Origin of the sequence: Rathayibacter sp. VKM Ac-2803, from assembly GCF_009807175.1 — a bacterium.
Lineage (GTDB): Bacteria > Actinomycetota > Actinomycetes > Actinomycetales > Microbacteriaceae > Rathayibacter.
Map to the genome: position 1 here is coordinate 3249646 of NZ_WUCD01000001.1, position 26568 is coordinate 3276213.

Here is a 26568-nt window from a genome sequence, read left to right on the forward strand (position 1 = left end):
CTCATCGTAGCGAGGCGGGCCCTCACGCCCCGCGGCGGGTGAGGCGGGCGACGGCCTCCACGTGCGAGGTGTGCGGGAAGAGGTCGAAGCCGTCGAGGCGCTCGAGCTCGTAGCCGCCGGCCGTCAGCGAGCCGACGTCGCGGGCGAGCGCGACCGGGTCGCAGGCCACGTAGACCAGCTGCGCGGGCGCGAGCTCGATCAGGGCGTCGGTGACGGCCCTGCCCGCTCCCGAGCGCGGCGGGTCGAGGACGACCGTGGCGGCGCGCCAGCGCTCGCGCTCCCGGGCGTCGGCCTGCGCCACGGCGTCGCGGAGGTAGCGGTCGACGCGAGCGGTCACGGCGCGGGCGCCCGGCTGGTCGGCCAGGTTCTCGAGAGCGTGCTCGGTCGCCCGCGCGTCGCTCTCGACGCTGGTGATGCGCACGCCCGCGCCGAGGCGGTCGGTGAGCGCCGCGGCGAGGAGCCCCACGCCTCCGTAGAGGTCGTGGTTAGCCGCGCGGAGATCGGCGAGCTCGGCGTCGACGCTCGCCTGCACCGCGTCGAAGAGAGTGGTCGCGGCGCCCCGGTGCACCTGCCAGAAGCCGGCGCGGTCGACGCGGAACGTGCGGTCGGCGACGAACTCGGTGACGACGGTGCGGTCCCTCCGCGCGCGCTTGTCACTGGGGTCGTGAACGAGGACGGCGGCCCCCTCCGACCCCGCGGCGTCGACGAGATCGACGACCGAGCCGGGCGCGAGGCGCTGGCCGAGCGGAGCGGCCGCCGTCGACGCGGCGGTCGCGAGCGGCAGGGAGTCGACGGTGACGACGTGGTGGCTGCGCGCGGCGTAGGGCCCGACGCGACCGTCGTCGTCGACGTGCAGGCGGTTGCGGGTGCGCCAGCCGAGGCCGCCGGAGTCGTCGTCGCCGTGCACCGGCGACACCTCGACGCTGACCTCGCGGCGGGCGAAGCGCGAGAAGGAGTCCTCGAGCACGAGGCGCTTCAACGCGCGCTGGTGATCGAGGGCCGCGTGACCGAATTCCGCCCCGCCGACGCGCTCCTCGGGACGCCGGTCCAGAGCCGCCTCCGGCCAGATGTGCGCGACGCGGTGCGGCGAGGCCTCGAGGACCTCGAGGGCGTCGCCGCGCCAGAAGCTGGCGTGCCTGACCTCGCTGATGCGCACCCGCACCCGCTCGCCGGGCAGGACGTCGGGGACGAAGATCACGCGACCCTCGTGCCGGGCGACGAACACGCCGCCGTGGGCGACGTTGCTAATGTCGACCTCGATCTCGGTTCCGAGTGCTGGGTCGGCCCCCTCGGGGCGGGACGGCGCGCGGGACGGAGTCTGTGCCATCCGTCGAGCATCCCACAGCGTGGGTGCGACCGCAGGGAGCCCGCGTGCGCCTCTACCTCGCCTCCACCTCCCCCGCGCGGCTCGCGCTGCTGCGGGCCACGGGGATCGAGCCCGTCGTCGTGCCGTCGCAGGTGGACGAGCCGGCGGCCGTCGCCCGCGCCGAGGCCGAGGGCGGGGCCGCTCTCGACGCCGATGCGACCGTCGCGCTCCTCGCCCGCGCCAAGGCGACGGCGGTCCTCGGGCCGGACATCGACGGGCTCGTCCTCGGCGGCGACTCGGCCTTCGTGCTCGACGGCGTCGTCCACGGCAAGCCGCACGAGCCCGAGCGGGCCAGGGAGCGCTGGCGGGCGCAGCGCGGTCGCACCGGCCGTCTGCACTCCGGCCACTGGCTGATCGATCACCGCGGCGGGCGGGTGAACGCCGAGGCCGGAGCCGTCACCTCGGCGGCCGTCACCTTCGCCGCCGACATCGACGACTCCGAGATCGACGCCTACATCGCCACCGGGGAGCCGCTCGAGGTCGCCGGCGCCTTCACCATCGACGGGCTCGCCGCCGGATTCATCAGCCGGATCGAGGGCGACCCCTCGACCGTGATCGGCATGTCGGTGCCCACCCTGCGCTCGCTGGTCCGCGGATTCGGGATCGACTGGCCCTCGCTCTGGAACCGCTGAGGCGCCCGGCCGCGCTTGTGCGGAACCGACGAAGCCCCCTCCCTTCTTTGTGGAGAGCCGCGCGGGGCATCGCCGAGCAGCCCCCTAGTGTTGGGGACCATGTCGCGCATTACGAAGGTGCTCATCGCCAACCGAGGCGAGATCGCCGTCCGAGTCATCCGTGCCGCCCGTGACAGCGGGATCGCCTCCGTCGCCGTCTACGCCGACCAGGACCGCGACGCCGTGCACAGCCGCCTCGCCGACGAGGCCTACGCCCTGGGCGGCACCACCAGCGCCGAGACGTACCTCGTCATCGAGAAGGTCCTCTCGGTCGCCCGCCGCTCCGGCGCCGACGCCGTGCACCCGGGCTACGGGTTCCTCGCCGAGAACGCCGACTTCGCCCGCGCCGTCCTCGACGCCGGGCTCGTCTGGATCGGCCCGAGCCCCGACGCCATCGAGAGCCTGGGCGACAAGGTGTCGGCCCGACACATCGCCGAGAAGGTCGGCGCTCCCCTCGCCCCCGGCACGCTGAATCCCGTCTCGGGTGCCGCCGAGGTGCTCGAGTTCGTCGACCAGTACGGCCTGCCCGTCGCCATCAAGGCGGCGTTCGGAGGCGGCGGCCGCGGTCTCAAGGTCGCCCGCGAGCGCGACGAGATCGAGGAGCTCTTCGCCTCCGCGACCCGCGAGGCCGTCGCCGCCTTCGGTCGCGGCGAGTGCTTCGTCGAGAAGTACCTCGACCAGCCGCGCCACGTCGAGACGCAGTGCCTCGCCGACTCGCACGGGAACGTCGTCGTCGTCTCGACCCGCGACTGCTCGCTGCAGCGCCGGCACCAGAAGCTCGTCGAGGAGGCCCCCGCGCCGTTCCTGACCGAGGCGCAGAACAGCGAGCTCTACCGGGCGTCGAAGGCGATCCTCCGCGAGGTCGGCTACGTCGGCGCGGGCACCTGCGAGTTCCTCATCGGCAAGGACGGCACGGTCTCGTTCCTCGAGGTGAACACGCGCCTGCAGGTCGAGCACCCCGTGTCGGAGGAGGTCACCGGCATCGACCTCGTCCGCGAGCAGTTCCGCCTCGCCGAGGGCGGCACCCTCGACTACGACGACCCGGAGCCGCGCGGCCACTCGTTCGAGTTCCGCATCAACGGCGAGGACGCGGGTCGCGGCTTCCTGCCCGCCCCGGGTCCGATCCACGTCTTCAAGGCCCCCGGCGGACCGGGCGTCCGCGTCGACTCCGGCGTCATCGCCGGCGACGTGATCTCGGGCTCGTTCGACTCCCTCCTCGCGAAGCTGATCGTCACCGGCCGCACCCGCGAGGAGGCACTCGAGCGCTCGCGCCGCGCCCTCGCCGAGTTCGAGGTCACCGGCCTGCCGACCGTCCTGCCCTTCCACCGCGTCATCGTCGAGGACCCGGCCTTCGCCCCCGAGGGCGGCGCCCCGTTCACGATCTACACCCGGTGGATCGAGACCGAGTTCGACAACACCATCGAGGCGTGGAGCGGCGAGCCCGGCGCGATCCCGGAGCCGGGAGCCCGCCAGAACGTCGTCGTCGAGGTCGACGGACGCCGCGTCGACGTGTCCCTGCCCAGCGACCTCGTCGGCGCGGCCCCCGCCCGCGGCACCACCGCCGCATCCCCCAAGCGCCGCGGCGCCGGATCCGTGAGCACCGTCACCGGCGACTCCGTCACGGCGCCGATGCAGGCGACCATCGTCAAGGTCGCCGTCGCCGAGGGCGACACCGTCGTCGCCGGCGACCTCGTCGTCGTCCTCGAGGCGATGAAGATGGAGCAGCCGCTCACCGCCCACAAGGACGGCACCGTCCGCGGCCTCGCCGCCGAGGCCGGCACGACCGTGTCCTCCGGCCACGTCTTGTTGTCCATCGTCTGAGCCGCTCCCTGCGCGGCTCAGCGCGGTCGGCCTCCTGAGGTGGTGCGTTCCGCAGAGCGGGTCGCGTCGCGCTGCCGTGAATCGCTGGCACGCGATTCCCGTCGCGGCGCTCTCCCCTGAACCGAACTCGTCTTCGCGCGGTCCCCGCGATGCGACTGCAGCGATAAGGCTGAGACGCCAGAATCGGCGAGTTCTTCCACTTCGGCGGCTCTCCGCCTCAGTTGCGCGGCTCGTTCAGTGAGGAGAGACGTCGGCGTCCCCTCCCCTCTCCTCCCATGCTGGTCGAGTAGCCCCGCAGGGGCGTATCGAAACCCACCAGCTTCAGCGGGCCGACTCTGCACCCTGACGTTCTGAAGGGGCGGGTCTCGATACGCCCTCCGCGAGGGCTACTCGACCAGCGGAGAGAGACGTCGGCGCCCCCTCCCCTCCATGCTGGTCGAGTAGCCCCGCAGGGGCGTATCGAGACCCACCGCCTCCAGCGGGCCGGTTCTGCAGCCTCACGGTCTGAAGCGGGCGGGTCTCGATACGCCCTCTGCAAGGGCTACTCGACCAGCGGGCTGGCCCGGCGGCGCACCAGACGTCTCCCAACTAGGCGCGAGGGCGCGATCGAGAATCGCGTGCCAGCGATTCGAGACAGCCCGACGGAACCCGCTCTGCGGAACTCCCCACCTCGACGAGCCGACCGCGCGGAGCCGCGCGAGGAGCGGCTCCGACATCAGCACCGTCGAGGGCGCGATCGAGAATCGCGTGCCAGCGATTCGAGACAGCCCGACGGAGCCCGCTCTGCGGAACTCACCATCTCGACAAGCCGACCGCGCGGAGCCGCGCAGGGAGCGGCTCCGAAGACGGCGCGGCACATCGTCGGCTTTCAGCCGACGATGTGCATGGCGCGCGCCGCGTCCGAGATGGAGCCGGTGAGGCTCGGGTAGACGGTGAAGGCGCGGGCGACCTGGTCGACGGTGAGGCGGTGCTCGACCGCGAGGGCGAGGGGGAAGATCAGCTCGCTCGCCTTGGGGGCGACGATGACGCCTCCGATCACGGTGCCGGAGCCGGTGCGGGCGAAGAGCTTCACGAATCCGTCGCGGATGCCCATCATCTTCGCGCGCGGGTTCGCGGCGAGCGGCAGCTTGTAGATCTCACCCTGCGCGATGCCCTCCTCGATCTCGCGCTGGCTCCAGCCGACCGTCGCGATCTCGGGCTGGGTGAAGATGTTCGCGGCGACGTTGCGCACCTCGGTCGGGTTCACCGCATCGCCCATCGCGTGGAACACACCGGTGCGGCCCTGCATGGCGGCGACGGAGGCGAGCGGCAGGAACGTCGTGCAGTCGCCGGCGGCGTAGATCGAGGGGACGCTCGTGCGCGCGACGCGGTTGACGCGGATGTGACCCGAGTCGGTGAGCTGGACCCCCGCCTCCTCGAGGCCGATGCCCGCGGTGTTCGGCACGGAGCCGACGGCCATCAGGCAGTGCGAGCCCTCGACGACTCGGCCGTCGGACAGCACGGCGCGGACGCCCTTCTCGGTGCGCTCGACGCGGTCGGCACGCGACTTCGAGAGCACGACCATGCCGTTGCGCTTGAAGACGTTCTCGATGACCGCGGCGGCGTCGGCGTCCTCGCCGGGCAGCACCTGGTCGCGGGACGAGATCAGGGTGACCCTCGCCCCGAGCGCGCGGTAGGCGGAGGCGAACTCGGCGCCGGTCACGCCGGAGCCGACGACGATGAGGTGCTCGGGCACCGACTTGAGGTTGTAGAGCTGGGTCCAGCTCATGATCCGCTCGCCGTCGGGGGTGGCCGTCGGGAGGACGCGGGGGCTCGCGCCGACCGAGACGACGATGGTGTCGGCCTCGATCCGGTCGAAGTCCATGCCCTCGCCTCCCGCGGCGGTCGACACGATCAGGGCGTTCGAGCCGTCGAGACGCCCGTCGCCCTGGATGATCTTCACGCCGTGGTGCACGAGGTTCGCGCGCATGTCCTCCGACTGCTGCCGCGCGAGGCCGAGGAGGCGCTTGTTCACGGTCGCGAGGTTCACGGCGACCTCGGGACGGACCGGCTTGTTGGTCTGCTCCGAGCGCGTGAAGAACTGGACGCCCAGGTCGGCGGCCTCGCCGATGGCGTTGGTCGCCTCCGCCGTCGCGATGAGCGACTTCGACGGGACGACATCGGTGATGACGGCGGACCCGCCGACCCCCACCCGCTCGACCAGAGTGACCTCGGCGCCGAGCTGCGCGCCGGCGATGGCGGCTTCGTAGCCCCCGGGTCCTCCTCCGAGAACGGCGATCCTCTGCGTGCGCTCGAACTCGTAAGCCATGCGTCCATCATCCCTTCTCGCTGGGAAACCGCCCAATCGCGGAGCGTCCCGGGAGTCGGGCGCTCCCCGGCGCACCGTGGATAGGGTGGACGAATGGCCGACCAGACCCCCCATCCGCTCGATTCCCCCGACGCCGATCCCTTCGCGATCGCCGCCGAAGCCGCCTCCCAGATCGCCTCGGCGACGGGAGTCGAGAGGCACGACATCGCCCTCACGCTCGGCAGCGGCTGGGGCAAGGCCGCCGACCTCATCGGCGAGACGACGGCCACCGTGCCGGCGACCGACATCCTCGGATTCTCGAAGCCCGCCGTGCACGGGCACGGCGGCTTCCTCCGCTCGGTGCTGCTGCCCAGCGGCAAGCGCGCGCTGATCATCGGCGCCCGCACCCACTACTACGAGGGCTACGGCGTGCGGCGGGTCGCGCACAGCGTCCGCGTCGCCGCGGCGACCGGCGCCTCGGTGATGATCCTGACCAACGGCGCCGGCGGCATCAAGGAGCACTGGACGCCCGGCACGCCCGTGCTGATCAGCGACCACATCAACCTCACCGCGGACTCCCCGCTCGAGGGCGCGACCTTCGTCGACCTCACCGACCTCTACTCCTCCCGCCTCCGCGCCCTCGCCCGCGAGACCCGCGCCGACCTCGACGACGGGGTCTACGTGCAGTTCCGCGGCCCGCACTACGAGACCCCCGCCGAGGTGCAGATGGCGCGGATCATCGGCGGACACATCGTCGGCATGTCGACCGCACTCGAGGCGATCGCGGCCCGCGAGGCCGGCATGGAGGTGCTCGGGATGTCGCTGATCACCAACCTCGCCGCGGGCATCCAGAAGACGCCGCTCAGCCACGAGGAGGTCCTCGAGGCGGGCCGGAACGCCGAGGACGACCTGGTGCGCCTGCTCGCCGCGATCACGAGCGCGCTGTGACCGACGTCCGCGCCCTCGCCGAGGACTGGCTCGCGCAGGATCCCGACCCCGAGACGCGACAGGAGCTCGTCGGTCTGCTGCTGGCCGATGAGGCGGGTGACGCGACCGCCTCCGCCGAGCTCGAGGACCGCTTCGGCCAGCGCCTCGCCTTCGGCACCGCCGGGCTCCGCGGTGCGATCGCCGCGGGCTCGAACCGGATGAACCGGGTGCTCGTCGCGCAGGCGGCGGTCGGGATCGCCGATCACCTGATGGCGCGCGGCGGCGGCCGCCCGGTCGTCGTGATCGGCTACGACGGTCGCAAGAACTCGGCCGTCTTCGCCGAGGACTCGGCCGCGCTGATGGCGGGTGCCGGTGTCGACGCCGTGCTGCTGCCGCGCCTCCTCCCCACCCCGGTGCTCGCCTTCGCAGTGCGGCACCTGGGCGCGGACGCGGGAGTCATGGTGACCGCGAGCCACAACCCGCCGCAGGACAACGGCTACAAGGTGTACCTCGGCGGCGGCGACGAGGGCTCGCAGATCGTGCCGCCGGTCGACTCCGAGATCGCGGAGCGGATCCTCGCCGTCTCGCGCGATCGGCGCGTGCCGGAGCTGCCCCGCGGCGAGTACCGGATCGCCGACGAGTCGGTCGTGGCCGCCTACATCAGCGCCACTGCCGCGGGCGGGCGCCAGTCCGCGCCGCTGCGGGTCGTCTACACGGCGATGCACGGGGTCGGCTGGGAGACGGCGCACCGGGTCCTCGCCGCCGCGGGCTTCGACGAACCGGCGGTCGTCGTCGAGCAGATCGAGCCGGATCCCGCGTTCCCGACTGTCGCCTTCCCCAATCCCGAGGAGGACGGAGCGCTCGACCTCGCGTTGGCGACCGCGCGCTCGGGTCGCGCCGAGCTGATCGTCGCGAACGACCCCGACGCCGATCGTTTCGCCGCGGCGGTGCCGGACGCGGCCGCGCCGGACGGGTTCCGGCGGCTCACCGGCAACGAGGTCGGCTCGCTGCTCGGCTGGCGCGCGGCGGAGGCCGCACGCCTCGCCGGTCGCACCGGCGGCGCGCTGGCCTGCTCGATCGTCTCCTCTCCCGCCCTCGGAGCGGTGGCGGCCGACTACGGGCTCGACTTCGCCGAGACGCTGACGGGCTTCAAGTGGATCTCGCGGGTGCCCGACCTCGTCTTCGGCTTCGAGGAGGCGCTCGGCTACCTCGTGAATCCGGAGGTCGTCCGCGACAAGGACGGCATCTCGGCCGCGCTCGCGTTCCTCTCGCTCGCCAGCGCTCTCGCCGAGGAGGGGCGGACGATCGCGGACGAGCTCGACGCCTTCGCCGAGCGCTTCGGCCTCTTCGGGTCGGCGCAGATCTCGCTGCGGGTCACCGACCTGTCCGAGATCGCGCGGATCATGGCCCGGCTCCGGTCGGATCCGCCGCCGACGATCGGCGGCCTCGCCGTCGAGCGCTCCGAGGACCTGCTGGCTGCGGGCGGGGCACTGCCGCCGACGGATGCGCTGCGCTTCACTCTCGACGGGGCGCGCCTCATCGCGCGCCCGAGCGGCACCGAGCCCAAGGTCAAGCTCTACCTCGACGCCTGGTCGTCCGCCCCGGACGCCGCCGCCCGCTCCGCCGCCGTCGAGTCGCGCCTCACCGCCCTGCGCACCGGCGCCGCGGAGCTCCTGCGCTGACCCGCCTGGCGATCGATCCGTCGGAGAAGCACCGTCCGCCTCGGACACACAGGGCGTCTGCGCCGGATCGATGGCTGCCGCCGGCCACGAAGGGACGCCGGATGCGCGCGTCGGGCGTCCGGTGAATCGGACCTCGAACGCGGACCCAGCCCTCGCTGATCGAGTAGCCCGCGCAGCGGGCGTATCGAGATCCGCCAGCGTCAGAAGGGTGGGGCAGAAGCCCGATCTCCTGTCGCTGTTGGGTCTCGATACGCCCCTCCGGGGCTACTCGACCAGCATGCTGGCGCTCAGGCCCAGGGTGGAGCGCGCGACCGAGGATCGCGTGCCAGCGATTCGAGGCAGCGCGACGCGACCCGCTCCGTGGAACCCACCACCTCGCCGAGCCGACCGCGCCGAGCCGCACAAGGGGCGGCTCGGAGATGAGCACCTATCGCGTGCCAGCGATTCGAGGCAGCGCGACGCGACCCCCTCCGTGGAACCCACTACCTCGCCGAGCCGACCGCGCCGAACCGCACAGGGGGCGGCGCGGAGATGAGCACCTATCGCCTGCCAGCGATTCGAGGCAGCGCGACGCGACCCGCTCCGTGGAACCCACAAGCTCGCCGAGCCGACCGCGCTGCGCCGCGCAGGGGGCGACTCAGGAATCGGCACCGCCGGGTAGTCCGTCCGAAGGACGGACTACCCCAGCGCGCGCTCGATCTTCGCCGTGATCTCGGTCTGGTCGAGGTAGTTGTCGATGACGACGATCTCGGCGAACGTCTTCCCGATGCGGTCGACGAGTTCGCTGGACGTCAGGATGACCTGCGCATCGGCGGAGAGCGCGTCGACCGAGGCGATGTCGGAGGCGATCACCTCCGCTTCGAGGTCGAGGGCTTCGAGGGCGCGCTCGGCGCCGAGCTTGAGGATGGCCGACGTGCCGATCCCGGCTCCGCAGAGTGTGACGATCTTCATGAGCTTCCTCCGTGGTCGAGGGTGTCGCCCGTGAGGACGGCGTTGATGCTGCGGGGCGTCCTGGCCACTGCCAGGGCGCCGATCGCGTCGGGCCGGCTGAGCACGTCGGCGAGTCCCGAGATGAAGCCGACGTGTCCGTGCGCCTGGGTGGCGGCGATGCCGATGACGACCGAGACGGGGTCGTTGGTCCTGTGGCCGAAGGCGACCGGCTCGGCGAGGGTCACGACCGAGATCCCGTCGGCGAGGACGTCGTTCCCGGGACGCGCGTGGGCGAGCGCGAGACCCGGCGCGATGACGATGTACGGGCCGAGCACGTCGATCTGCTCGACCATCCGGCGCGAGTAGGCCGGATCGACGGCGCCGCTGCGCTCGAGGGCGCGCCCCGCCTCGAGGACGGCCTCCCGCCAGCTGGCGGCCGGATGCCGCAGCGCGATCGCCTCGTCGGCGAGGGCGTCGAGGGGCATGCTCAGGCCGCCTCGAAGCCGGCGCTGATCGTCTCGATCAGGTCGCGGCGCTCGTCGAGCGGCAGGAAGGCGGCGTGGGCGGCGTTGACCTGGAACACCTCGAGGTCGTCGAGGTCGTAGCCGAACGCGTCCGACAGGAGGGCGAGCTCGCGGCTGAGGCTCGTGCCGCTCATCAGGCGGTTGTCGGTGTTCACGGTGACGCGGAAGCCGAGCTGGTAGAGCAGGTCGAACGGGTGGTCCTCGAGGTCGGTGCCCCAGGCGGCCACCGCGCCGGTCTGCAGGTTCGAGGACGGGCTCAGCTCGAGCGCGATCTCGCGGTCCTTGACCCACTCGGCGAGCTCCCCGAGGGTGACGTAGCTGGCGTCGTCGTCCTGGCGCTCGATCACGATGTCCTCCGCGATCCGCACACCGTGCCCGAGTCGGAGCGCGCGGCCGTCGAGCAGCGCCGAGCGGATGCTGTCGAGCCCGTCGGCCTCGCCCGCGTGCACGGTGGTCGGGAAGTGCGCGGCGGCGAGCAGCTCGAAAGCCGGCCGGTGCAGCGACGCCGGGTGACCCGCCTCGGCTCCCGCGATGTCGAACCCGACGGCGCCGCGCTCGCGGTGGCGCAGCGCGAGCGCGGCGATCTCGAGCGAGCGGTCGGTGTGGCGCATCGCCGTGATCAGCTGTCCGACCCGGAGCCGCGAGCCGTGGGCCGCCGCCTCCTGGACACCCTGTTCGAGACCCTCCTGCACGGCCTCGACGGCCGCGTCGAGGGTGAGACCCTCCCGCTGGTGCTGCTCGGGCGCCCAGCGCACCTCGCCGTGGACGACTCCGTCGGCGGCGAGGTCGAGGACGAACTCGCGGGCGACCCGCTCGAGCGACGCGGTGGTCTGCATGACCGAGATCGTGGTCTCGAAGGTCGCCAGGTAGTCGGTGAGCGAGCCGGAGTCGGCGGTCGTGGTGAACCAGGCCCGCAGCGCCTCGGGGTCGGCGGCGGGCAGCGGCACTCCGGCCGCCGTGCCGAGCTCGACGATCGTCTCGGGGCGGAGCCCGCCGTCGAGGTGGTCGTGCAGGGAGACCTTGGGCAGGTCGTCGATCAGGATGCCCTCGCCCGGGAGGAGGTACTCCTCGATGGTGTCGGTCACGGTGCTCCTCAGGGTCGGGCGACGGTTCGCCGACCACCCTAGGGCTTCGGCCGCGCGGCCTCACCGGGCGGTCGCGTTCGGGGGGAACTCCGGCTCGCAGAATCGCGTTCGGCTCGCAGCAACCGAGGGATTCTGCGAGCCGAATCGGATTCTGCGAGCCGGAGGTGTCACGCAAGCCGGATTCCGCGAGCCGGAGGTGGTCGGCGCGCCGGAGGCGATGAAACGGCGATCGTGCCCCGGCTCAGGCGATGCGCTCGGCGACCAGCGGACCGCCGTCGAGGACGGGCTCGCCCTCGACGCCGATCCGGTAGGCCCCCTCGAGAGCACCCAGCGCGCGATCGAACCGGGCGGGCTCGTCGGCGGAGAGCGTGAAGAGCGGGTCGCCGGCGCGCACGCGGTCTCCCGGCTTCGCGTGCAGGTCGATGCCCGCGGCGTGCTGGACGGCGTCCTGCTGACGCGCCCGGCCCGCGCCGAGGCGCCAGGCCGCGATGCCGAACGGCAGGGCCCGCTGCTCGACGAGGACGCCGTCCCGCTCCGCGACGACCACGTGGGTCTCCCGCGCGACGGGGAGCGCGGCGTCGGGGTCGCCGCCCTGGGCTCGGACGACCGCTCGCCAGGTGTCCATCGCCGCCCCGCCGTCGAGCGCGCCCTCGACGTCGGCGTCGGGCATCCCGGCGAGCGCGAGCATCTCGCGGGCGAGGGCGAGGGTGAGCTCGCGGATGTCGGCGGGCCCGCCTCCCGCGAGCACCTCGACGGATTCGCGCACTTCGTTGGCATTGCCGATCGCGAGGCCGAGCGGCACGTTCATGTTCGTCAGGAGCGCCGTGGTCCGCACGCCCGCGTCGTTGCCCAGATCGACCATGGCGCGGGCGAGCTCGCGCGAGCGGTCGATGTCGACCATGAAGGCCCCCGAGCCGAACTTGACGTCGAGGACGAGGGCGTCGGTCCCCTCCGCGATCTTCTTCGACATGATCGACGACGCGATCAGCGGGATGGCCTCGACAGTGCCGGTGATGTCGCGCAGCGCGTAGAGCTTCTTGTCGGCGGGCGCGAGACCCGACCCGGCCGCGCAGATGACGCCTCCGACCGTGCGCAGCTGCTCGAACATCTCGTCGTTGCTGAGCTCCGCGCGCCAGCCGGGGATCGCCTCGAGCTTGTCGAGCGTGCCGCCGGTGTGCCCGAGGCCGCGCCCGGAGAGCTGCGGCACCGCGACACCGAACGAGGCGACGAGGGGCATCAGCGGGAGCGTGATCTTGTCTCCGACGCCGCCCGTCGAGTGCTTGTCGACGGTGCGCTTGCCGAGGCCGTCGAAGTGCATCCGCTCGCCGCTGGCGATCATCGCCAGGGTCAGGTCGCGGATCTCGTCGCGCTCCATTCCGTTGAGCAGGACCGCCATCGCGAACGCGGCCATCTGCTCGTCGGCGACGTAGCCGCGGGTGTAGGCGTCGATCAGCCAGTCGATCTCGGCGGTCGTGAGCGTGCCGCGGTCGCGCTTGGTGCGGATGATGTCGACGGCGTCGAAGCTCTCGACGGGGGCGGTGGTGCCGGTCATGCGGGTCCTCTGGATCGGATCGTCGTGGGAGGGGATCACTCCCCCGCGTACGCCTGGAGCGTGCGCGGGCCGAAGGCGTCGGGGATGACCTCGTCGATCGTGCGCAGGCCGGAGACCGTCTCGAGCACCATCCCCTCGGCGGAGTGCTCGAACAGGAGCTGACGGCAGCGCCCGCACGGCATCAGCGTGGCGCCCTTGCCGTCGACGCAGGTGAAGGCGACGAGCTTGCCGCCGCCCGTCATGTGGAGGGAGGAGACCAGCGCGCACTCCGCGCAGAGCCCGATGCCGTAGGAGGCGTTCTCGACGTTGCAGCCGGAGATCACGCGTCCGTCGTCGACGAGGGCCGCAGCCCCCACCGGGAACTTCGAATACGGCGCGTAGGCACGGCCCATGGCCTCGAGGGCCGCGGCACGCAGCGCCTCCCAGTCGATGTCGGTCACGACGACTCCTCTCAGGACTTCAGGTACGGCTTGCCGGCGGCGGCCGGCCCTCTGGACTGCCCGACCAGGCCGGCGACCGCGAAGATCGTGACCACGTACGGCAGCATCAGCATGAACTCGCTCGGCACGGGCGACCCGATCACGCCGAGCACGTTCTGCAGGTTCGTCGCGAAGCCGAACAGCAGGGAGGCGAGGGTGGCGCGGATCGGGTCCCACCGGCCGAAGATCACCGCGGCGAGCGCGATGAATCCGGCGCCCGCGGTCATCTCCTTGCCGAAGGCTCCTACGGCGTCGAGCGTGTAGTACGCGCCGCCGATGCCCGCGATCGCCCCGGCGAGCGAGACGTTCCAGAAGCGCGTGCGCGCGACGTCGATGCCCACCGTGTCGGCGGCCTGCGGGTGCTCGCCGACCGCGCGGAGGCGCAGACCCCACTTGGTCTTGAACAGGCCCCACCACACCGCGAAGATCGCGAAGTACATCAGGTAGACGATGACCGTCTGGTTGAAGAGCACCGCGCCGACGATCGGGACCTGGCTGAGCACCGGGATCGGCAGCCGGTCGAACTTGACGGGCGAGTTGAAGGTCGCCGCGTCGGACGTGAGCACCTGCGAGTAGAGGAAGCTCGTCAGCCCGGTGACCAGCACGTTCAGCACGACGCCGACGATGACCTGGTCGACGACGTACTTGATCGCGAAGGCCGCGAGCACGAACGAGACGAGCACGCTCGCCAGCATCGCCGCGATCAGCCCGAGCACCGGCTGGCGGGTGAGCGAGCCGACCATCGCGGCGGTGAAGGCGCCCGCGAGCAGCTGTCCCTCGATCGCGACGTTCACGACGCCGACCCGCTCCGAGATCACCCCGCCGAGCGAGCCGAAGATCAGCGGAGTCGCGAGTCCGACGGTGCCGAGCAGGAGTCCGGAGACGGGCAGCGCCGCGCCGGCCGACGCCCAGACGAGGAAGCCGATCAGGAAGACGAGCGCGAAGACGCTCGACAGCCAGAGCGGGATCCGCCGGGCGGCTCGGGTCATCACGAACGCGAGGACGGTCAGTCCCACCGTCACGATCGCCACGACGACTCCGGTGGCCCTGGTCGGGAACGGGATGTCGGGGAGCGCGAAGAAGTCGTTGCCCGCTGCGAGCCGGAACGAACTCGTGCCGTCGCGGCCGAGGACCACGAAGAGGACGACGGCGAGCAGCGCGAAGACTCCGAACGCGATCGGAGCCTTCCAGCTGCGGATCGCGACGCGGGAGGGCGCGGCGGAGGCGGTCACGGCGGTCATGCGGACACCTCCGAGGTGCGGCGCTTCGGTCGGCGCTTCGGGGCCACCCCGGGCGTCGGGAGTCGGAAGACGGCGCGCACCAGGGGCGGCGCCGCGATGAAGAGGACGATCAGCGACTGCACGACGAGCACGACGTCGATCGGCACGCCCTCGGCCGCCTGCATCGAGTACCCGCCGGCCTTGAAGGCGCCGAACAGGATGCCCGCGAAGAAGACGCCCCACGGTCGTGAACGGCCCAGCAGCGCGACGGTGATCGCGTCGAAGCCGATCCCGGCGTCGATGCCGGAGGTGAAGCCGGTGGTGACCGTGCCCATCACCTGCGCGCTCCCGGCGAGCCCGAGGAGTCCGCCCGAGAGGAGCATGGCGTAGACGTAGCTGCCCTTGACGTCGATGCCGGCGACGCGGGCCGCGTGCGGGTTCTCGCCGACGGCGCGGAACTTGAAGCCGATGCTCGAGCGTGTGAGCAGCCACCAGACGAAGACGGTCGCGAGGAGCGAGAACACGAAGCCGAGCGTGAGCGAGTAGCCCGAGCCGAGCAGGTCGGGGAAGATCGCCGTCTCCTTCATCCCGGGCGACTTCGGGTTGTTCGAGCCGGGGGCCTGGAGCGCCCCCGGAGTGCGGAGCAGGTACGACACGAGGTAGAACGCGACGTAGTTGAGCATGATCGTGAGGATCACCTCGTGCGCGCCCGTCCGTGCCTTCAGGAGTCCGACGAGTCCGCCCCAGAGCGCACCGCCGAGGATGCCCGCGGCGAGGGTGATGACGAGGTGGACGCCCCACGGCAGGTCGAAGGAGAACCCGACCCAGCCCGCGCACGCCGCCGCGATCAGCATCTGGCCGCGGCCGCCGATGTTGAAGAGGCCGACCCGGAAGGCGAGGGCGACGCCGAGACCGCCCGCGATGAGCGGAGTCGCGAACGCCAGCGTGTCGGTCAGCGGCTTGATGCCGTTCGCGAAGCCCTCGCGGCGGAAGTTGTAGACCGAGCCCTGGAAGAGCGACGAGTACGCACCGGCGACGGACTGCCAGATCGCCTGCAGCGTGTCGAGCGGTCGCGCGAAGAAGTACACCGAGGCCGCCTGCACGTCCTTGTCGGTCGCGGCGATGAGCACGCCGCCCACGATGAGCGACAGCAGGACCGCGAGCACCGACATCAGAGCGGTGCCGGAGAGGATCTCGCGGAGGACCCGCGACGCACCGCTCTCGATCGGGCCGGGACGCGCCTCCTGACCGGGCTTCTGACCCGGCTCGAGACCGGACGCCTTCTCGGACTCGGCGTCGGGGTCGACCGACGGCAGTTGCGCGTCGCTCACGCCGCCGCTCCCTTCTCGGCGGGCGACTGCCCGGCCATCATGAGCCCCAGGACTTCGCGGGGCGTGTCGGCGGGGACGATGCCGATGATTCCGCCCTTGTACATGACCGCGATGCGGTCCGCGAGCGCGGCCACCTCGTCGAGCTCGGTCGACACCACGATCACGGGGACGCCGGTGTCGCGCGTCTCGACGATGCGCTTGTGCACGAACTCGATCGACCCCACGTCGATGCCGCGGGTCGGCTGCGCCGCGATGAACAGCCGCAGCTCGCGGCTGAGCTCGCGCGCCAGGACGACCTTCTGCTGGTTGCCTCCGGAGAGACGGCCGACATGGGTGCCGATGCCCTGGGCGCGCACGTCGAACTCGCGCACGCGCTCCTCGGCGAAGCGGTCGAGATCCTTCAGCTGCAGGCTCAGGCCCTTCACGAACGGGCCGCCGTCGCTGCGGTCGAGCATCAGGTTCTCGGCGATCGTGAACTCGGCGACCAGGCCGTCCTCGGTGCGGTCCTCGGGCACGAAGCCCACTCCGGAGTCGAGCACGCGGCGGACCGTGAGCCCGTCGAGCCGCTTGCCGTCGAGCGTCACCGTGCCCTCGACGCGCTCCTGCAGCCCCATGATCGCCTCGGCGAGCTCGGTCTGGCCGTTGCCCTGGACGCCGGCGATGGCGAGGATCTCGCCCCGTCGCACCTCGAAGGAGACGTCGTCGACGACAGCCTGCCCGTTCGCGTCGCGCACCGTGAGGGCGCTGACGACGAGCGCCTCGTCGCCGGCGCGGGCCGGCTCCTTCTGCACCGTCAGCTCGACGGCGCGGCCGACCATGAGCGAGGCGAGCTCGGCGTTGCTCGCGGTGGGCGAGGCCTCGCCGACCACCCTGCCGAGGCGGATGACCGTGATGCGGTCGCCCACCTCGCGCACCTCGCGCAGCTTGTGGGTGATGAAGACGATCGCCGTCCCCGAGGCCCGCAGCTGGCGCATGATCGCGATCAGCTCGTCGGTCTCCTGGGGAGTGAGCACGGCGGTCGGCTCGTCGAAGACGAGGACCCGCGCGTCACGGGAGAGCGCCTTGATGATCTCGACGCGCTGCTGCACTCCGACGGGCAGGTCCTCGACGATCGCATCGGGATCGACGTCGAAGCCGAAGCGGTCGGAGATCTCGCGGACCCGCGCACGAGCGGCAGCGAGGTCGAGACGGCCGCCCGCTCGGGTCTGCTCGTGGCCGAGCATGACGTTCTCGGCGACCGAGAAGACGGGGATGAGCATGAAGTGCTGGTGGACCATGCCGATGCCGGCCTTCATGGCGTCGCCCGGCCCCGAGAAGCTCTGGACCACGTCGTCCAGCAGGATCTCGCCCTCCTCGGCCTGGTACAGGCCGTAGAGCACGTTCATGAGCGTCGACTTGCCCGCGCCGTTCTCGCCGAGGAGGCAGTGGATCTCGCCGGGTTCGACGGTGAGATCGATGTGATCGTTGGCCACGAGAGCACCGAAGCGCTTCGTGATGCCCCGCAGTTCGAGCTTCATGGAACCAATCTAACTTCGGTGCGGACCAGTGGATCGCCCGGAGGGGAGGCGCGGGGAGGGATCGAGCGGACACCGACCGGTGGAGGGACCCCGCCGGGACGACGGAGGCCGGTCGGCTCCGAGATGCTCTCGGGCCGACCGGCCTCTGTCGTCGGGCGCCTCTAGGAGGCGGCGGGAGCGGACGGCGACTCGACGGTGATCGAGCCGTCGATGATGCCCTCCTTGATGGTGTCGAGCTCGCCCTGGAGGTCGGCGGACACCTTCGACTCGAAGTCGTGGAACGGCGCGATGCCGACTCCGTCGTTCTCGAGCGTGCCGACGTACGGGGTCGCGTCGAACGCGTCCGCACCGGCGGAGCTGGTGACGTCGGACGTGCCGGCCTCGATCCCCTTGAGGATGGAGGTCAGGTACAGGTCGCCGCCGTCCGGGTAGGTCTCGTACAGGTCGGCGTCGACACCGACCATCGCGATCTCCTTGCCGGAGTCGCGGATCGCCTCGATGGCCGACTGGAAGATCGGTCCGCCCACGGGGAGGATGACGTCGGCGTTCTGGTCGATCAGCGACTGCGCGGCCGACTTGGCCTCGACACCGGCGGCGAAGCCTCCGGTGAAGGAGCCGGTCTGCGCAGCGACGTCCCAGCCGACGACCTTGACGTCGGTCCCCTTCTGCTCGTTGTGGTAGGCGACGCCGTCGGCGAAGCCGTCCATGAAGATGGTGACGGTCGGGAACTGCTGGCCACCGAAGGTGCCCACGACGCCGGTCTTCGAGTACGAGGCGGCCGCGTAGCCCGCGAGGAACGCGGACTGCGAGGTGTCGAAGGTGATCGGCTTGACGTTCGGCAGATCGATCGACGCGTCGTCGATGATGGCGAAGTCGATGTCGGTGTTCTCCTCCGCCGCAGCCGAGGTGGCCTCGGCCAGCGCGAAGCCGACGGTGATGATCAGGTTGCAGCCCTGGTCGACGAGGCTCGTGAGGTTCGGCGCGTAGTCGGTCTCGGACTCCGAGGTGACGGTCTTCGGCGTCACGCCGAGCTCCTCGGAGGCCTTCGTCAGGCCGTTGTAGCCGAGCTCGTTGAACGACTTGTCGTCGAACCCGCCCGCGTCGGAGACCATGCAGGGCAGGAAGTCGCCACCCGCGGCAGCGCTCGAGTCGCTCTCCTCGGGGGCGGAGGCGCAACCGGCGAGAAGCGCGGTGACGCCCAGAGCGGCGAGACCGCCGAACGCGGCCTTACGCGTGGTGATAGTCAAGATTCGTCCTCCAAGATTCGGCTTGCGCGCATGGGCGGCAGGCATCGATGGCCTCACGTTACCCACTGTGACAACTCCCTCAGTCGCCGCGGAGGTGCAACTCGGGAAGCGTTACACAGTGTTGATATTGGGGAGGAGGCGCGGGCGCCTCCTCCCCCGCGGTCGGCTTCGCGGGGTGGTGCGTTTCGTAGAGCGGGTTGCGTCGGGCTGGCGGGAATCGCTGGCACGCGATTACCGCTCGCGGCCCTCTTCCTGAGTTGATGCGACTCAGCACGCCGGCGCGTCGCTGTGAGCTGCGCTTCGGGGCGGCGGGTGGGCTCCGCGCTGCGCGCGATCGAGGGTGGGCGGGTGCAGGGCTCCGCGCGGAGCGCGGTCGAGGGGTGGGCGGGTGCAGGGCTCCGCGCGGAGCGCGATCGAGGGGTGGGCGGGTGCAGGGCTCCGCGCTGCGCGCGATCGAGGGGTGGGCGGGTGCAGGGCTCCGCGCGGAGCGCGGTCGAGGGGTGGGCGGGTGCAGGGGTCCGCGCGGAGCGCGGTCGGGCTCGGAGGGGAGGCGGGAACGGCGAAGCGCGGCGCCTCCGAGGGGAGGGCCGCGCTTCGCGAGGGGGCTAGAGGACGTCGGTGCGGCCCGAGAGGCGGAGGGCGTCGACGACGCCCTTGACCTTCTGGGCGTTCTCGGTGGTGGTGACCAGGAGGGCGTCGGGGGTGTCGACGACGACGATGTCCTTCACGCCGATCAGGGCGATCAGGCGGTTGCCGCCGCTGACGACGATGCCGGTCGCGGAGTCGGCCAGGACGCGGACGTCCTCGCCGAGGATCGCCAGATCGGAGCGCAGGCCGCTCGCGTGCAGCTTCGCGATGGACGCGAAGTCGCCCACGTCGTCCCACGAGAAGTGACCCGGGATGACGGCGAGCTTGCCCTCGACAGCCGCCGGCTCGGCGACGGAGTAGTCGATGGCGATCTTCTCGAGACCCGGCCAGATGCGGTCGACGACCGCACCGCGCTCCGGGGTGTCCCAGGCCTCGGCGAGCTCGAGGAGGCCCGCGAGCAGCTTCGGCTTCGACCGGCCGAGCTCCTCGAGGAGGCGGTCGGCGCGGGCGATGAACATGCCCGCGTTCCAGAGGTACTGACCGCTCGCCACGTAGCCGCGCGCGGTCTCGGCGTCGGGCTTCTCGACGAAGGAGTCGACGGCGAGGGTGTGCGGTGCGCCCTCGATCCCGAGGTGGTCTCCGGTGCGGATGTAGCCGAACCCGACGGCGGGCTCGGTGGGCGTGATGCCGATGGTGGCGATGTAGCCGGCGTCGGCGGCGACGACCGCCTCCGCGACCGCGTCGAAGAAGAGCGGCTGACCGCTGATCACGTGATCGGCCGCGAAGGAGCCGATGATCACTCCGGGCTCGCGGCGCTCGAGGATCGCCGCGGCGAGGCCGATCGCGGCCGAGGAGTCGCGGGGCTCGCTCTCGAGGACGACGTTCAGGTCCTCCAGGTGCTCGAGCTGCTGCTCGACCGCGGCGCGGTGCGCCCGGCCCGTGACGACCATGATGCGGTCGGCGCCCGAGATCGGCGCGAGGCGGTCCCAGGTGTCGCGGAGGAGCGTCTGGCCGGAGCCGGTCAGATCGTGCAGGAACTTCGGGGCATCGGCCCGGGAGAGCGGCCACAGCCTCGAGCCGATCCCACCGGCGGGGATCACGCTGTAGAAGCGGTCGAGCGGGGCGCGGCCATCGGTCTCAGGTGGTGTCATGACCGCAGGATACAAGGGCGCCCGACAGCGTCCGCCGTTCACCCGGTCGCGCGCCGTCGTTCACACGGAGCCCGTAGCGTCCGGGGTGTGAGAGTCGCGGTCGTCACCGAGAGCTTCCTTCCGTCTTTGAACGGAGTGACCACGAGCGTCCTGCGGGTGCTCGACGAGTTCGCGGCCCGCGGCATCGAAGCGCTGGTGGTCTGTCCTGCCGCGGGAGCGCCCGCCTCCTACGCGGGGCACCGCGTCGTGGAGCACCCCGCGATCGCCTACCGCGACTTCCCCGTCGGCATCCCGACGCTCGCCCTCACCCGCGAGCTGGCCGACTTCGCGCCCGACGTGGTGCACGTCGCCTCGCCCTTCTTACTGGGGGCACGCGCCATCGCCTCCGCGAACCGGCTCGGCGTCCCGAGCGTCGCGATCTATCAGACGGATGTGGCGCGCTTCGCAGCCCGCTACGGCATCCGCGGGGCCCGCGCCCTGGCCTGGAAGGTGATCCGGCAGATCCACGCCGGCGCAGACCTGACCCTCGCCCCCTCGAGCAGCGCCCTCGACGACCTCGCCGCGGCCGGCATCGAGCGGACCGCCCTCTGGGGCCGCGGCGTGCAGAGCGACCGCTTCCACCCGCGGATGCGCTCCTCTCCCTACGCCCTCGATCTCCGGGCCACCCTCGCCGACGGTGACGCGCTGGTCGGCTACATCGGCCGCGTCTCGCCCGAGAAGCGGGTCGAGCGGCTCTCGTGCCTGACCTCGGTCCCGGGTGCCGAGATCGTGGTCGGCGGCTACGGCCCCTCCTCCGCTCGCGTCGCCTCGCGTCTCGGGCCGCAGGCGCGGATGCTCGGACGGCTCGACGGTGAACGACTGCCCGCCACCTTCGCCGCGCTCGACGTCTTCGTGCACACCGGCACAGAGGAGACCTTCGGCCAGACCGTGCAGGAGGCGCAGGCGTCGGGCACCGCGGTGGTCGCCCCGCACGCCGGCGGACCCACCGACCTCATCGAGCACGGTGTCGACGGTCTGCTCTACGCACCCGAGAGCGACTCCGACCTGCGCAAGCAGGTCGAGCGGCTGGTGCGCGACCCCGGGCTCCGCGCCCGGCTCGGCGAGGCCGGCCGCCGCCGCGTGCTCCACCGAACCTGGAGCGCGCTGACCGAGGAGCTGCTGCTGCACTACGAGACCGCGGGCGCCGCGTCCGCGGTGGCGCACCGCAGCTAAGGCTCGCCTTAGCCGCGGATGTCGGCGGCGATGCTTACAATCCAAGGGCGAGATTCTCGTCGCTCCCCCGCCCCGCCCGCGTCCTCGAGACGCGGATCAGGTCAGGCCGTCGGAGCGCACAACCAGGGAGGGTTGTCCGTGTCAGTTTCAGCTGCTCAGACCCTCGCACCCCGGAAGCAGGGAAAGATCCGGCGTCCGGCCGGCACCCTGTACCGCGGTCGCGAAGGCATGTGGTCGTGGGTGCTGCACCGCATCACCGGTGTCGCCATCTTCTTCTTCCTCCTCGTGCACGTCCTCGACTCGGCTCTCATCGCCGTGAGCCCCGAGGCGTACAACGCGGTCATCGGCACGTACAAGAACCCGATCATGGGTCTCGGCGAGACGGGCCTCGTGGGCGCGATCGCGTTCCACGCCCTGAACGGTCTGCGGATCATCCTGGTCGACTTCTGGAGCTGGGCGACCCGCAACCAGCGCCTGCTCTTCTGGGTCGTCATCGGCCTGTGGGTCGTGCTGATGCTCGGCTTCGCACCCCGCCACCTGATCAACGTCTTCAGCGAGTAGGTCCCCGTGAGCACCGTCGCAGCACCTCGTACCCCGCACACCCCGACCCGCTCCTCCGGCACCAACTGGGAGAAGTGGGGCTGGATCTACATGCGCGCCTCCGGCGTCGTGCTGATCGTCCTGATCTTCGGGCACCTGATCTTCAACCTCCTCCTCGGCGACGGCATCAAGGCCATCGACTTCGGCTTCGTGGGCGGCAAGCTCGCGAACCCGTTCTGGCAGTGGTGGGACGTCCTGATGCTGTGGCTCGCGCTGATCCACGGCGGCAACGGAATGCGGACGCTGGTCAACGACTACGCCACCTCGCCGTTGCTGGCCCGCGCCTTCAAGGGCGGCATCCTGGTCGCGGTGGTGTCGCTGATCGCCCTCGGCACCTGGGTCGTCTTCGCGTTCGACCCCTGCCCGCCCGGAGCGGATCCGGCGCTGCTGGCGTCGTTCTGCTCGGCGTGATCGACAGGCACCCGGCACTCTCCTCCCCCCGTCCTCCCTTCCCGCACATCGGAGCATCTCCCCAGTGAGCACACCAGGCCACACCCACGGCGGCGCCGACCAGAGCGCCTTCACGCAGACCGTCGGACCCGACGGAGTCCACTACCACCAGTTCGACGTCGTGATCGTCGGGGCCGGCGGTGCCGGCATGCGCGCGGCCATCGAGGCCGGTCCGAAGGCGAAGACCGCGGTCATCTCGAAGCTCTACCCGACGCGCTCCCACACGGGAGCGGCGCAGGGCGGCATGGCCGCCGCCCTCGCCAACGTCGAGGAGGACAGCTGGGAGTGGCACACCTTCGACACCGTCAAGGGCGGCGACTACCTCGTCGACCAGGACGCGGCCGAGATCCTCGCGAAGGAGGCCATCGACGCGGTCATCGACCTCGAGAACATGGGCCTGCCCTTCAACCGCACCGAGGACGGCAAGATCGACCAGCGCCGCTTCGGCGGCCACACCCGCGACCACGGCAAGGCGCCCGTCCGCCGGGCCTGCTACGCGGCCGACCGCACGGGCCACATGATCCTGCAGACGCTGTTCCAGAACTGCGTCCGCCTCGGCATCAACTTCTTCAACGAGTTCTACGTCCTCGACCTCGTGATGACGAAGGTCGACGGAGTCGACAAGCCGTCCGGCGTGGTCGCCTACGAGCTCGCGACCGGCGAGCTGCACGTGTTCCAGGCGAAGGCGATCATCTTCGCGACCGGCGGCTTCGGCAAGATCTACAAGACGACGTCGAACGCGCACACCCTCACGGGCGACGGCGTCGGCATCATCTGGCGCAAGGGCCTGCCGCTCGAGGACATGGAGTTCTTCCAGTTCCACCCGACCGGGCTCGCGGGCCTGGGCATCCTCCTCACCGAGGGAGCGCGAGGCGAGGGAGCGATCCTGCGGAACGCCTCCGGCGAGCGCTTCATGGAGCGCTACGCCCCCACCATCAAGGACCTGGCCCCCCGCGACATCGTCGCGCGCTGCATGGTGCAGGAGGTGGCGGAGGGGCGCGGTGCCGGCCCGCACAAGGACTACGTGCTGCTCGACTGCACGCACCTGGGTGCCGAGGTGCTCGAGACGAAGCTCCCCGACATCACCGAGTTCGCGCGGACCTACCTCGGCGTCGACCCGGTCGTCGAGCCGGTGCCCGTGATGCCGACCGCGCACTACGCGATGGGCGGAATCCCGACCAACGTGAAGGCCGAGGTCCTCTCGGACAACACCACGGTCGTCCCCGGCCTCTACGCCGCCGGCGAGTGCGCGTGCGTCTCGGTGCACGGCTCGAACCGCCTCGGCACCAACTCGCTGCTCGACATCAACGTCTTCGGCAAGCGCAGCGGCAACAACGCCGCCGACTACTCGCAGACCGTCGACTTCACTCCCCTGCCCGAGAACCCGGCCGGCGCGATCCGCGACATGCTCGCCTCGCTCCGGAACGCCACCGGCACCGAGCGGATCGCCGCGATCCGCAAGGAGCTGCAGGACGAGATGGACAAGAACGCGCAGGTGTTCCGCACCGACGAGTCGCTGGAGTCGGTCACCGACACGATCCAGCGCCTCCGCGACCGGTTCCGCAACATCTCGGTGCAGGACAAGGGCAAGCGCTTCAACACCGACCTCCTCGAGGCGGTCGAGCTGGGCTTCCTGCTCGATCTGGCCGAGGTCGTCGTCTACTCCGCTCGCAACCGCAAGGAGAGCCGTGGCGGTCACATGCGCGACGACTTCCCCAAGCGCGACGACGACGGATACATGCAGCACACGATGGCGTACCTCTCCGGTGACGCGCACTCCTCCGATGCGGGCGACCACATCCGCCTCGATTGGAAGCCCGTCGTGATCACCCGGTACCAGCCGATGGAGAGGAAGTACTAGCCATGTCGACCGCTACCCTCGAGCAGCCGCCCGCGGCCCCCGCCGCCCCGGAGGCGTTCACCGTCACGTTCATCATCCGCCGCTTCGACCCCGAGGTCGACGCCGAGCCGCGCTGGCAGGACTTCGACGTCGAGATGTTCTCGACCGACCGCGTCCTCGACGCCCTGCACCGCATCAAGTGGGACCAGGACGGGTCGCTGACCTTCCGCCGCTCGTGCGCGCACGGCATCTGCGGCTCGGACGCGATGCGGATCAACGGCCGCAACCGGCTCGCCTGCAAGACGCTGATCAAGGATCTCGACATCTCGCAGCCGATCTACATCGAGGCGATCAAGGGCCTGCCCCTCGAGAAGGACCTCGTCGTCGACATGGAGCCGTTCTTCGCGTCATACCGCGAGGTGCAGCCGTTCCTGATAGCCAACACCGCGGCCCCCAAGGGCAAGGAGCGCGTGCAGTCGGTCGCCGACCGCGCCCGCTTCGACGACACCACCAAGTGCATCCTCTGCGCCGCGTGCACCTCGTCGTGCCCGGTCTTCTGGACGGACGGCCAGTACTTCGGCCCGGCCGCGATCGTGAACGCGCACCGCTTCATCTTCGACTCGCGCGACGACGCGGGCGGAGCGCGCCTCGACATCCTGAACGACAAGGAGGGCGTGTGGCGCTGCCGCACGACCTTCAACTGCACGGAGGCGTGCCCGCGCGGCATCCAGATCACGCAGGCGATCGCCGAGGTGAAGCAGGCCGTCATCCGCGGCCGCGCCTGACCACCTCCGGCTCGCAGAAGCAAGTCCGGCTCGTAGAAGCGCGTTCGGCTCGTCAGAATCCTCGGATTCGACGAGCCGAACGCGTTCTCACGAGCCGGAGGTGCAGCGTCGGCTCCTCCACAGGCGGCGCGCTTCGCGGTTGTCCACTGTTGACGGGGGGCGCGGGCCGGGGGTGGACCGACTCGGACAGAGTCGGCGCATGCAGTACGGCGTGCACCACATCGGGTATCTACGGGCCATCGGAGTCGATGCCGCAGCGGCTGCGCGCGGCGGCGCGCTCCGGCGGATCCGGCGCGGCTGGTACGCGTCACCGGCCGCCTCCGCGGAGGAGCTGCGGGCCGCCGACGCCTGTGGATCGCTGACGTGCATCTCGCTGCTCGCCGAGGCGGGGGCCTTCCGCCCGCCCGACGAACGGCTGCATCTCGCGATCACGTCGAGCTCGCGTCCGCGGCCCGATGCCCTCGACCCCGACATCGTCACCCACTGGAGTCACCGCGTGCGCGAGGCGGAGTACCGCTCGATCCGCACGACCCGCGAGGAGGCGCTCGCGCATGTCGCGCAGTGCCAGCCGCTCGAGTACGCGGTCGCCGTGATCGACTCCTGTCTGCGGCTCCGTCTCATCGACTCCGGCCAAGTCGCCCGCATCATCGACGCCCTCCCCCGGCGACTCGCCCGGCTCGCCACGCTGGTCGACTCCCGGGCGGAGGCGGGGACGGAGTCGATCACGGGCGTCCGGCTCCAGCTCGGCGGGATCGAGTGCGAGCTGCAGGTCGAGATCCCGGGCCTCGGGCGGGTCGACCTCGTCATCGACGGCTGGCTGATTCTCGAGGTCGACAGCCGCGCCTGGCACGACGACCCGCGCTCGTACCAGCGGGACCGTCACCGCGATCGTGTGGCGGCGGAGCTCGGCTTCACGACCCTCCGACTCACCTACGCGGACGTGATGCACGACTGGCCGCGCACCCTCGACGGCATCCTCGCGGTACTCGCCCGCGGCCGCCCGCACTGACCCGCTGCCTTCGGCTCGCAGAACCAGGTTCGGCTCGCCGAATCTGCGATTCCCGGCACGCCCTCCGCGTTCCCGCGAGCCGCGAACCGCTGGCGCACGAAGTCCGGCTCGCAGAATCACATTCGGCTCGTCGAAGCCGCGCGATTCGGCGAGCCGAAGCCGATTCCGCGAGCCGAAGCTCTGTCTCGTCGGCCACCGCCCGTTCCGGCGCCACGTTCGGCTCGCAGAATCGCGTTCGGCTCGTCGAATGCGCTCGTTTCCGCGAGCCGAACGTCGTTTCACGAGCCGAAGGTC

The 26568-nt window shown here is 71.3% G+C and carries 22 protein-coding genes; 10 read left to right on the forward strand and 12 right to left on the reverse strand.

Annotated features, from left to right (window positions below; all coding sequences use genetic code 11):
- Positions 1 to 22: 22 nt before the first annotated feature.
- The gene (locus GRS96_RS15155; protein ID WP_159988879.1) at positions 23 to 1327 is read right to left on the reverse strand and encodes a class I SAM-dependent RNA methyltransferase; all 1305 of its coding nucleotides are present in this window, start codon (positions 1325 to 1327) and stop codon (positions 23 to 25) included.
- A gap of 44 nt (positions 1328 to 1371) precedes the next feature.
- Between GRS96_RS15155 and GRS96_RS15160 the strand changes: the two genes are divergently transcribed.
- Together GRS96_RS15160 and GRS96_RS15165 are read left to right on the forward strand one after the other, a co-directional pair.
- Positions 1372 to 1998 (forward strand): Maf family protein, encoded by a 627-nt coding sequence (locus tag GRS96_RS15160; RefSeq protein ID WP_159856736.1) that lies wholly within the window; start codon positions 1372 to 1374, stop codon positions 1996 to 1998.
- A gap of 99 nt (positions 1999 to 2097) precedes the next feature.
- Positions 2098 to 3858, forward strand: a complete 1761-nt coding sequence (locus tag GRS96_RS15165; protein ID WP_159988880.1) for an acetyl/propionyl/methylcrotonyl-CoA carboxylase subunit alpha — start codon at positions 2098 to 2100, stop codon at positions 3856 to 3858.
- Between the two features lie 868 nt (positions 3859 to 4726).
- Here GRS96_RS15165 and GRS96_RS15170 read toward each other — a convergent pair.
- The gene (locus tag GRS96_RS15170; RefSeq protein ID WP_159856740.1) at positions 4727 to 6166 is read right to left on the reverse strand and encodes an NAD(P)H-quinone dehydrogenase; all 1440 of its coding nucleotides are present in this window, start codon (positions 6164 to 6166) and stop codon (positions 4727 to 4729) included.
- Between the two features lie 93 nt (positions 6167 to 6259).
- Between GRS96_RS15170 and GRS96_RS15175 the strand changes: the two genes are divergently transcribed.
- Both GRS96_RS15175 and GRS96_RS15180 read left to right on the forward strand, forming a co-directional pair.
- The gene (locus tag GRS96_RS15175; protein WP_159988881.1) at positions 6260 to 7093 is read left to right on the forward strand and encodes a purine-nucleoside phosphorylase; all 834 of its coding nucleotides are present in this window, start codon (positions 6260 to 6262) and stop codon (positions 7091 to 7093) included.
- Positions 7090 to 8754, forward strand: a complete 1665-nt coding sequence (locus GRS96_RS15180) for a phospho-sugar mutase (RefSeq protein ID WP_159988882.1) — start codon at positions 7090 to 7092, stop codon at positions 8752 to 8754. Before GRS96_RS15175 ends, GRS96_RS15180 begins: the two co-directional genes overlap by 4 nt.
- Before the next feature lie 678 nt (positions 8755 to 9432).
- Here GRS96_RS15180 and GRS96_RS15185 read toward each other — a convergent pair.
- The 10 genes from GRS96_RS15185 to GRS96_RS15230 form a co-directional block, all read right to left on the reverse strand.
- On the reverse strand, positions 9433 to 9705 hold the full coding sequence (locus GRS96_RS15185; protein ID WP_159856746.1) for a PTS sugar transporter subunit IIB: 273 nt from the start codon (positions 9703 to 9705) through the stop codon (positions 9433 to 9435).
- On the reverse strand, positions 9702 to 10169 hold the full coding sequence (locus GRS96_RS15190; RefSeq protein WP_159988883.1) for a PTS sugar transporter subunit IIA: 468 nt from the start codon (positions 10167 to 10169) through the stop codon (positions 9702 to 9704). The genes GRS96_RS15185 and GRS96_RS15190 overlap by 4 nt, the downstream gene beginning before the upstream one ends.
- Positions 10170 to 10171: 2 nt before the next feature.
- Positions 10172 to 11293 carry an adenosine deaminase gene (locus tag GRS96_RS15195; RefSeq protein ID WP_159988884.1) on the reverse strand — a complete coding sequence of 374 codons (1122 nt, stop codon included), beginning with the start codon at positions 11291 to 11293 and terminating at the stop codon, positions 10172 to 10174.
- 241 nt (positions 11294 to 11534) lie between these two features.
- Complete coding sequence (locus GRS96_RS15200) at positions 11535 to 12845, reverse strand: thymidine phosphorylase (RefSeq protein ID WP_159856752.1); 1311 nt, start codon at positions 12843 to 12845, stop codon at positions 11535 to 11537.
- Between the two features lie 35 nt (positions 12846 to 12880).
- Entirely contained in the window at positions 12881 to 13285 is a 405-nt protein-coding gene (locus tag GRS96_RS15205) for a cytidine deaminase (RefSeq protein ID WP_159856754.1), read from the reverse strand.
- A gap of 11 nt (positions 13286 to 13296) precedes the next feature.
- A complete protein-coding gene (locus tag GRS96_RS15210; protein WP_159856756.1) occupies positions 13297 to 14565 on the reverse strand; it encodes an ABC transporter permease in 1269 nt (422 codons plus the stop codon).
- Positions 14562 to 15875: an ABC transporter permease gene (locus GRS96_RS15215; protein WP_204162097.1), complete on the reverse strand. Its 1314-nt coding sequence runs from the start codon at positions 15873 to 15875 to the stop codon at positions 14562 to 14564. Before GRS96_RS15215 ends, GRS96_RS15210 begins: the two co-directional genes overlap by 4 nt.
- Positions 15872 to 17392 carry an ABC transporter ATP-binding protein gene (locus GRS96_RS15220; RefSeq protein ID WP_159856758.1) on the reverse strand — a complete coding sequence of 507 codons (1521 nt, stop codon included), beginning with the start codon at positions 17390 to 17392 and terminating at the stop codon, positions 15872 to 15874. Before GRS96_RS15220 ends, GRS96_RS15215 begins: the two co-directional genes overlap by 4 nt.
- Before the next feature lie 161 nt (positions 17393 to 17553).
- Positions 17554 to 18639 carry a BMP family lipoprotein gene (locus tag GRS96_RS15225; RefSeq protein ID WP_159856771.1) on the reverse strand — a complete coding sequence of 362 codons (1086 nt, stop codon included), beginning with the start codon at positions 18637 to 18639 and terminating at the stop codon, positions 17554 to 17556.
- A 605-nt stretch (positions 18640 to 19244) separates the two neighbouring features.
- Positions 19245 to 20378, reverse strand: coding sequence for a mannose-1-phosphate guanylyltransferase (locus GRS96_RS15230; protein WP_159856773.1), 1134 nt, complete (start codon positions 20376 to 20378; stop codon positions 19245 to 19247).
- 87 nt (positions 20379 to 20465) lie between these two features.
- Here GRS96_RS15230 and GRS96_RS15235 point away from each other — a divergent pair, with 87 nt between their 5' ends.
- From GRS96_RS15235 to GRS96_RS15260, 6 genes are all read left to right on the forward strand, one after another.
- On the forward strand, positions 20466 to 21590 hold the full coding sequence (locus tag GRS96_RS15235) for a glycosyltransferase family 4 protein (protein WP_159856775.1): 1125 nt from the start codon (positions 20466 to 20468) through the stop codon (positions 21588 to 21590).
- Between the two features lie 138 nt (positions 21591 to 21728).
- On the forward strand, positions 21729 to 22151 hold the full coding sequence (sdhC, locus tag GRS96_RS20675; RefSeq protein ID WP_442966236.1) for a succinate dehydrogenase, cytochrome b556 subunit: 423 nt from the start codon (positions 21729 to 21731) through the stop codon (positions 22149 to 22151).
- A gap of 6 nt (positions 22152 to 22157) precedes the next feature.
- Positions 22158 to 22601 (forward strand): succinate dehydrogenase hydrophobic membrane anchor subunit, encoded by a 444-nt coding sequence (locus tag GRS96_RS15245; protein WP_159856779.1) that lies wholly within the window; start codon positions 22158 to 22160, stop codon positions 22599 to 22601.
- A 160-nt stretch (positions 22602 to 22761) separates the two neighbouring features.
- Positions 22762 to 24501, forward strand: a complete 1740-nt coding sequence (gene sdhA, locus GRS96_RS15250) for a succinate dehydrogenase flavoprotein subunit (protein ID WP_235022011.1) — start codon at positions 22762 to 22764, stop codon at positions 24499 to 24501.
- A gap of 2 nt (positions 24502 to 24503) precedes the next feature.
- Entirely contained in the window at positions 24504 to 25265 is a 762-nt protein-coding gene (locus tag GRS96_RS15255) for a succinate dehydrogenase iron-sulfur subunit (RefSeq protein ID WP_159856783.1), read from the forward strand.
- 199 nt (positions 25266 to 25464) lie between these two features.
- A complete protein-coding gene (locus tag GRS96_RS15260; RefSeq protein ID WP_159988885.1) occupies positions 25465 to 26274 on the forward strand; it encodes an endonuclease domain-containing protein in 810 nt (269 codons plus the stop codon).
- Positions 26275 to 26568: the final 294 nt, after the last annotated feature.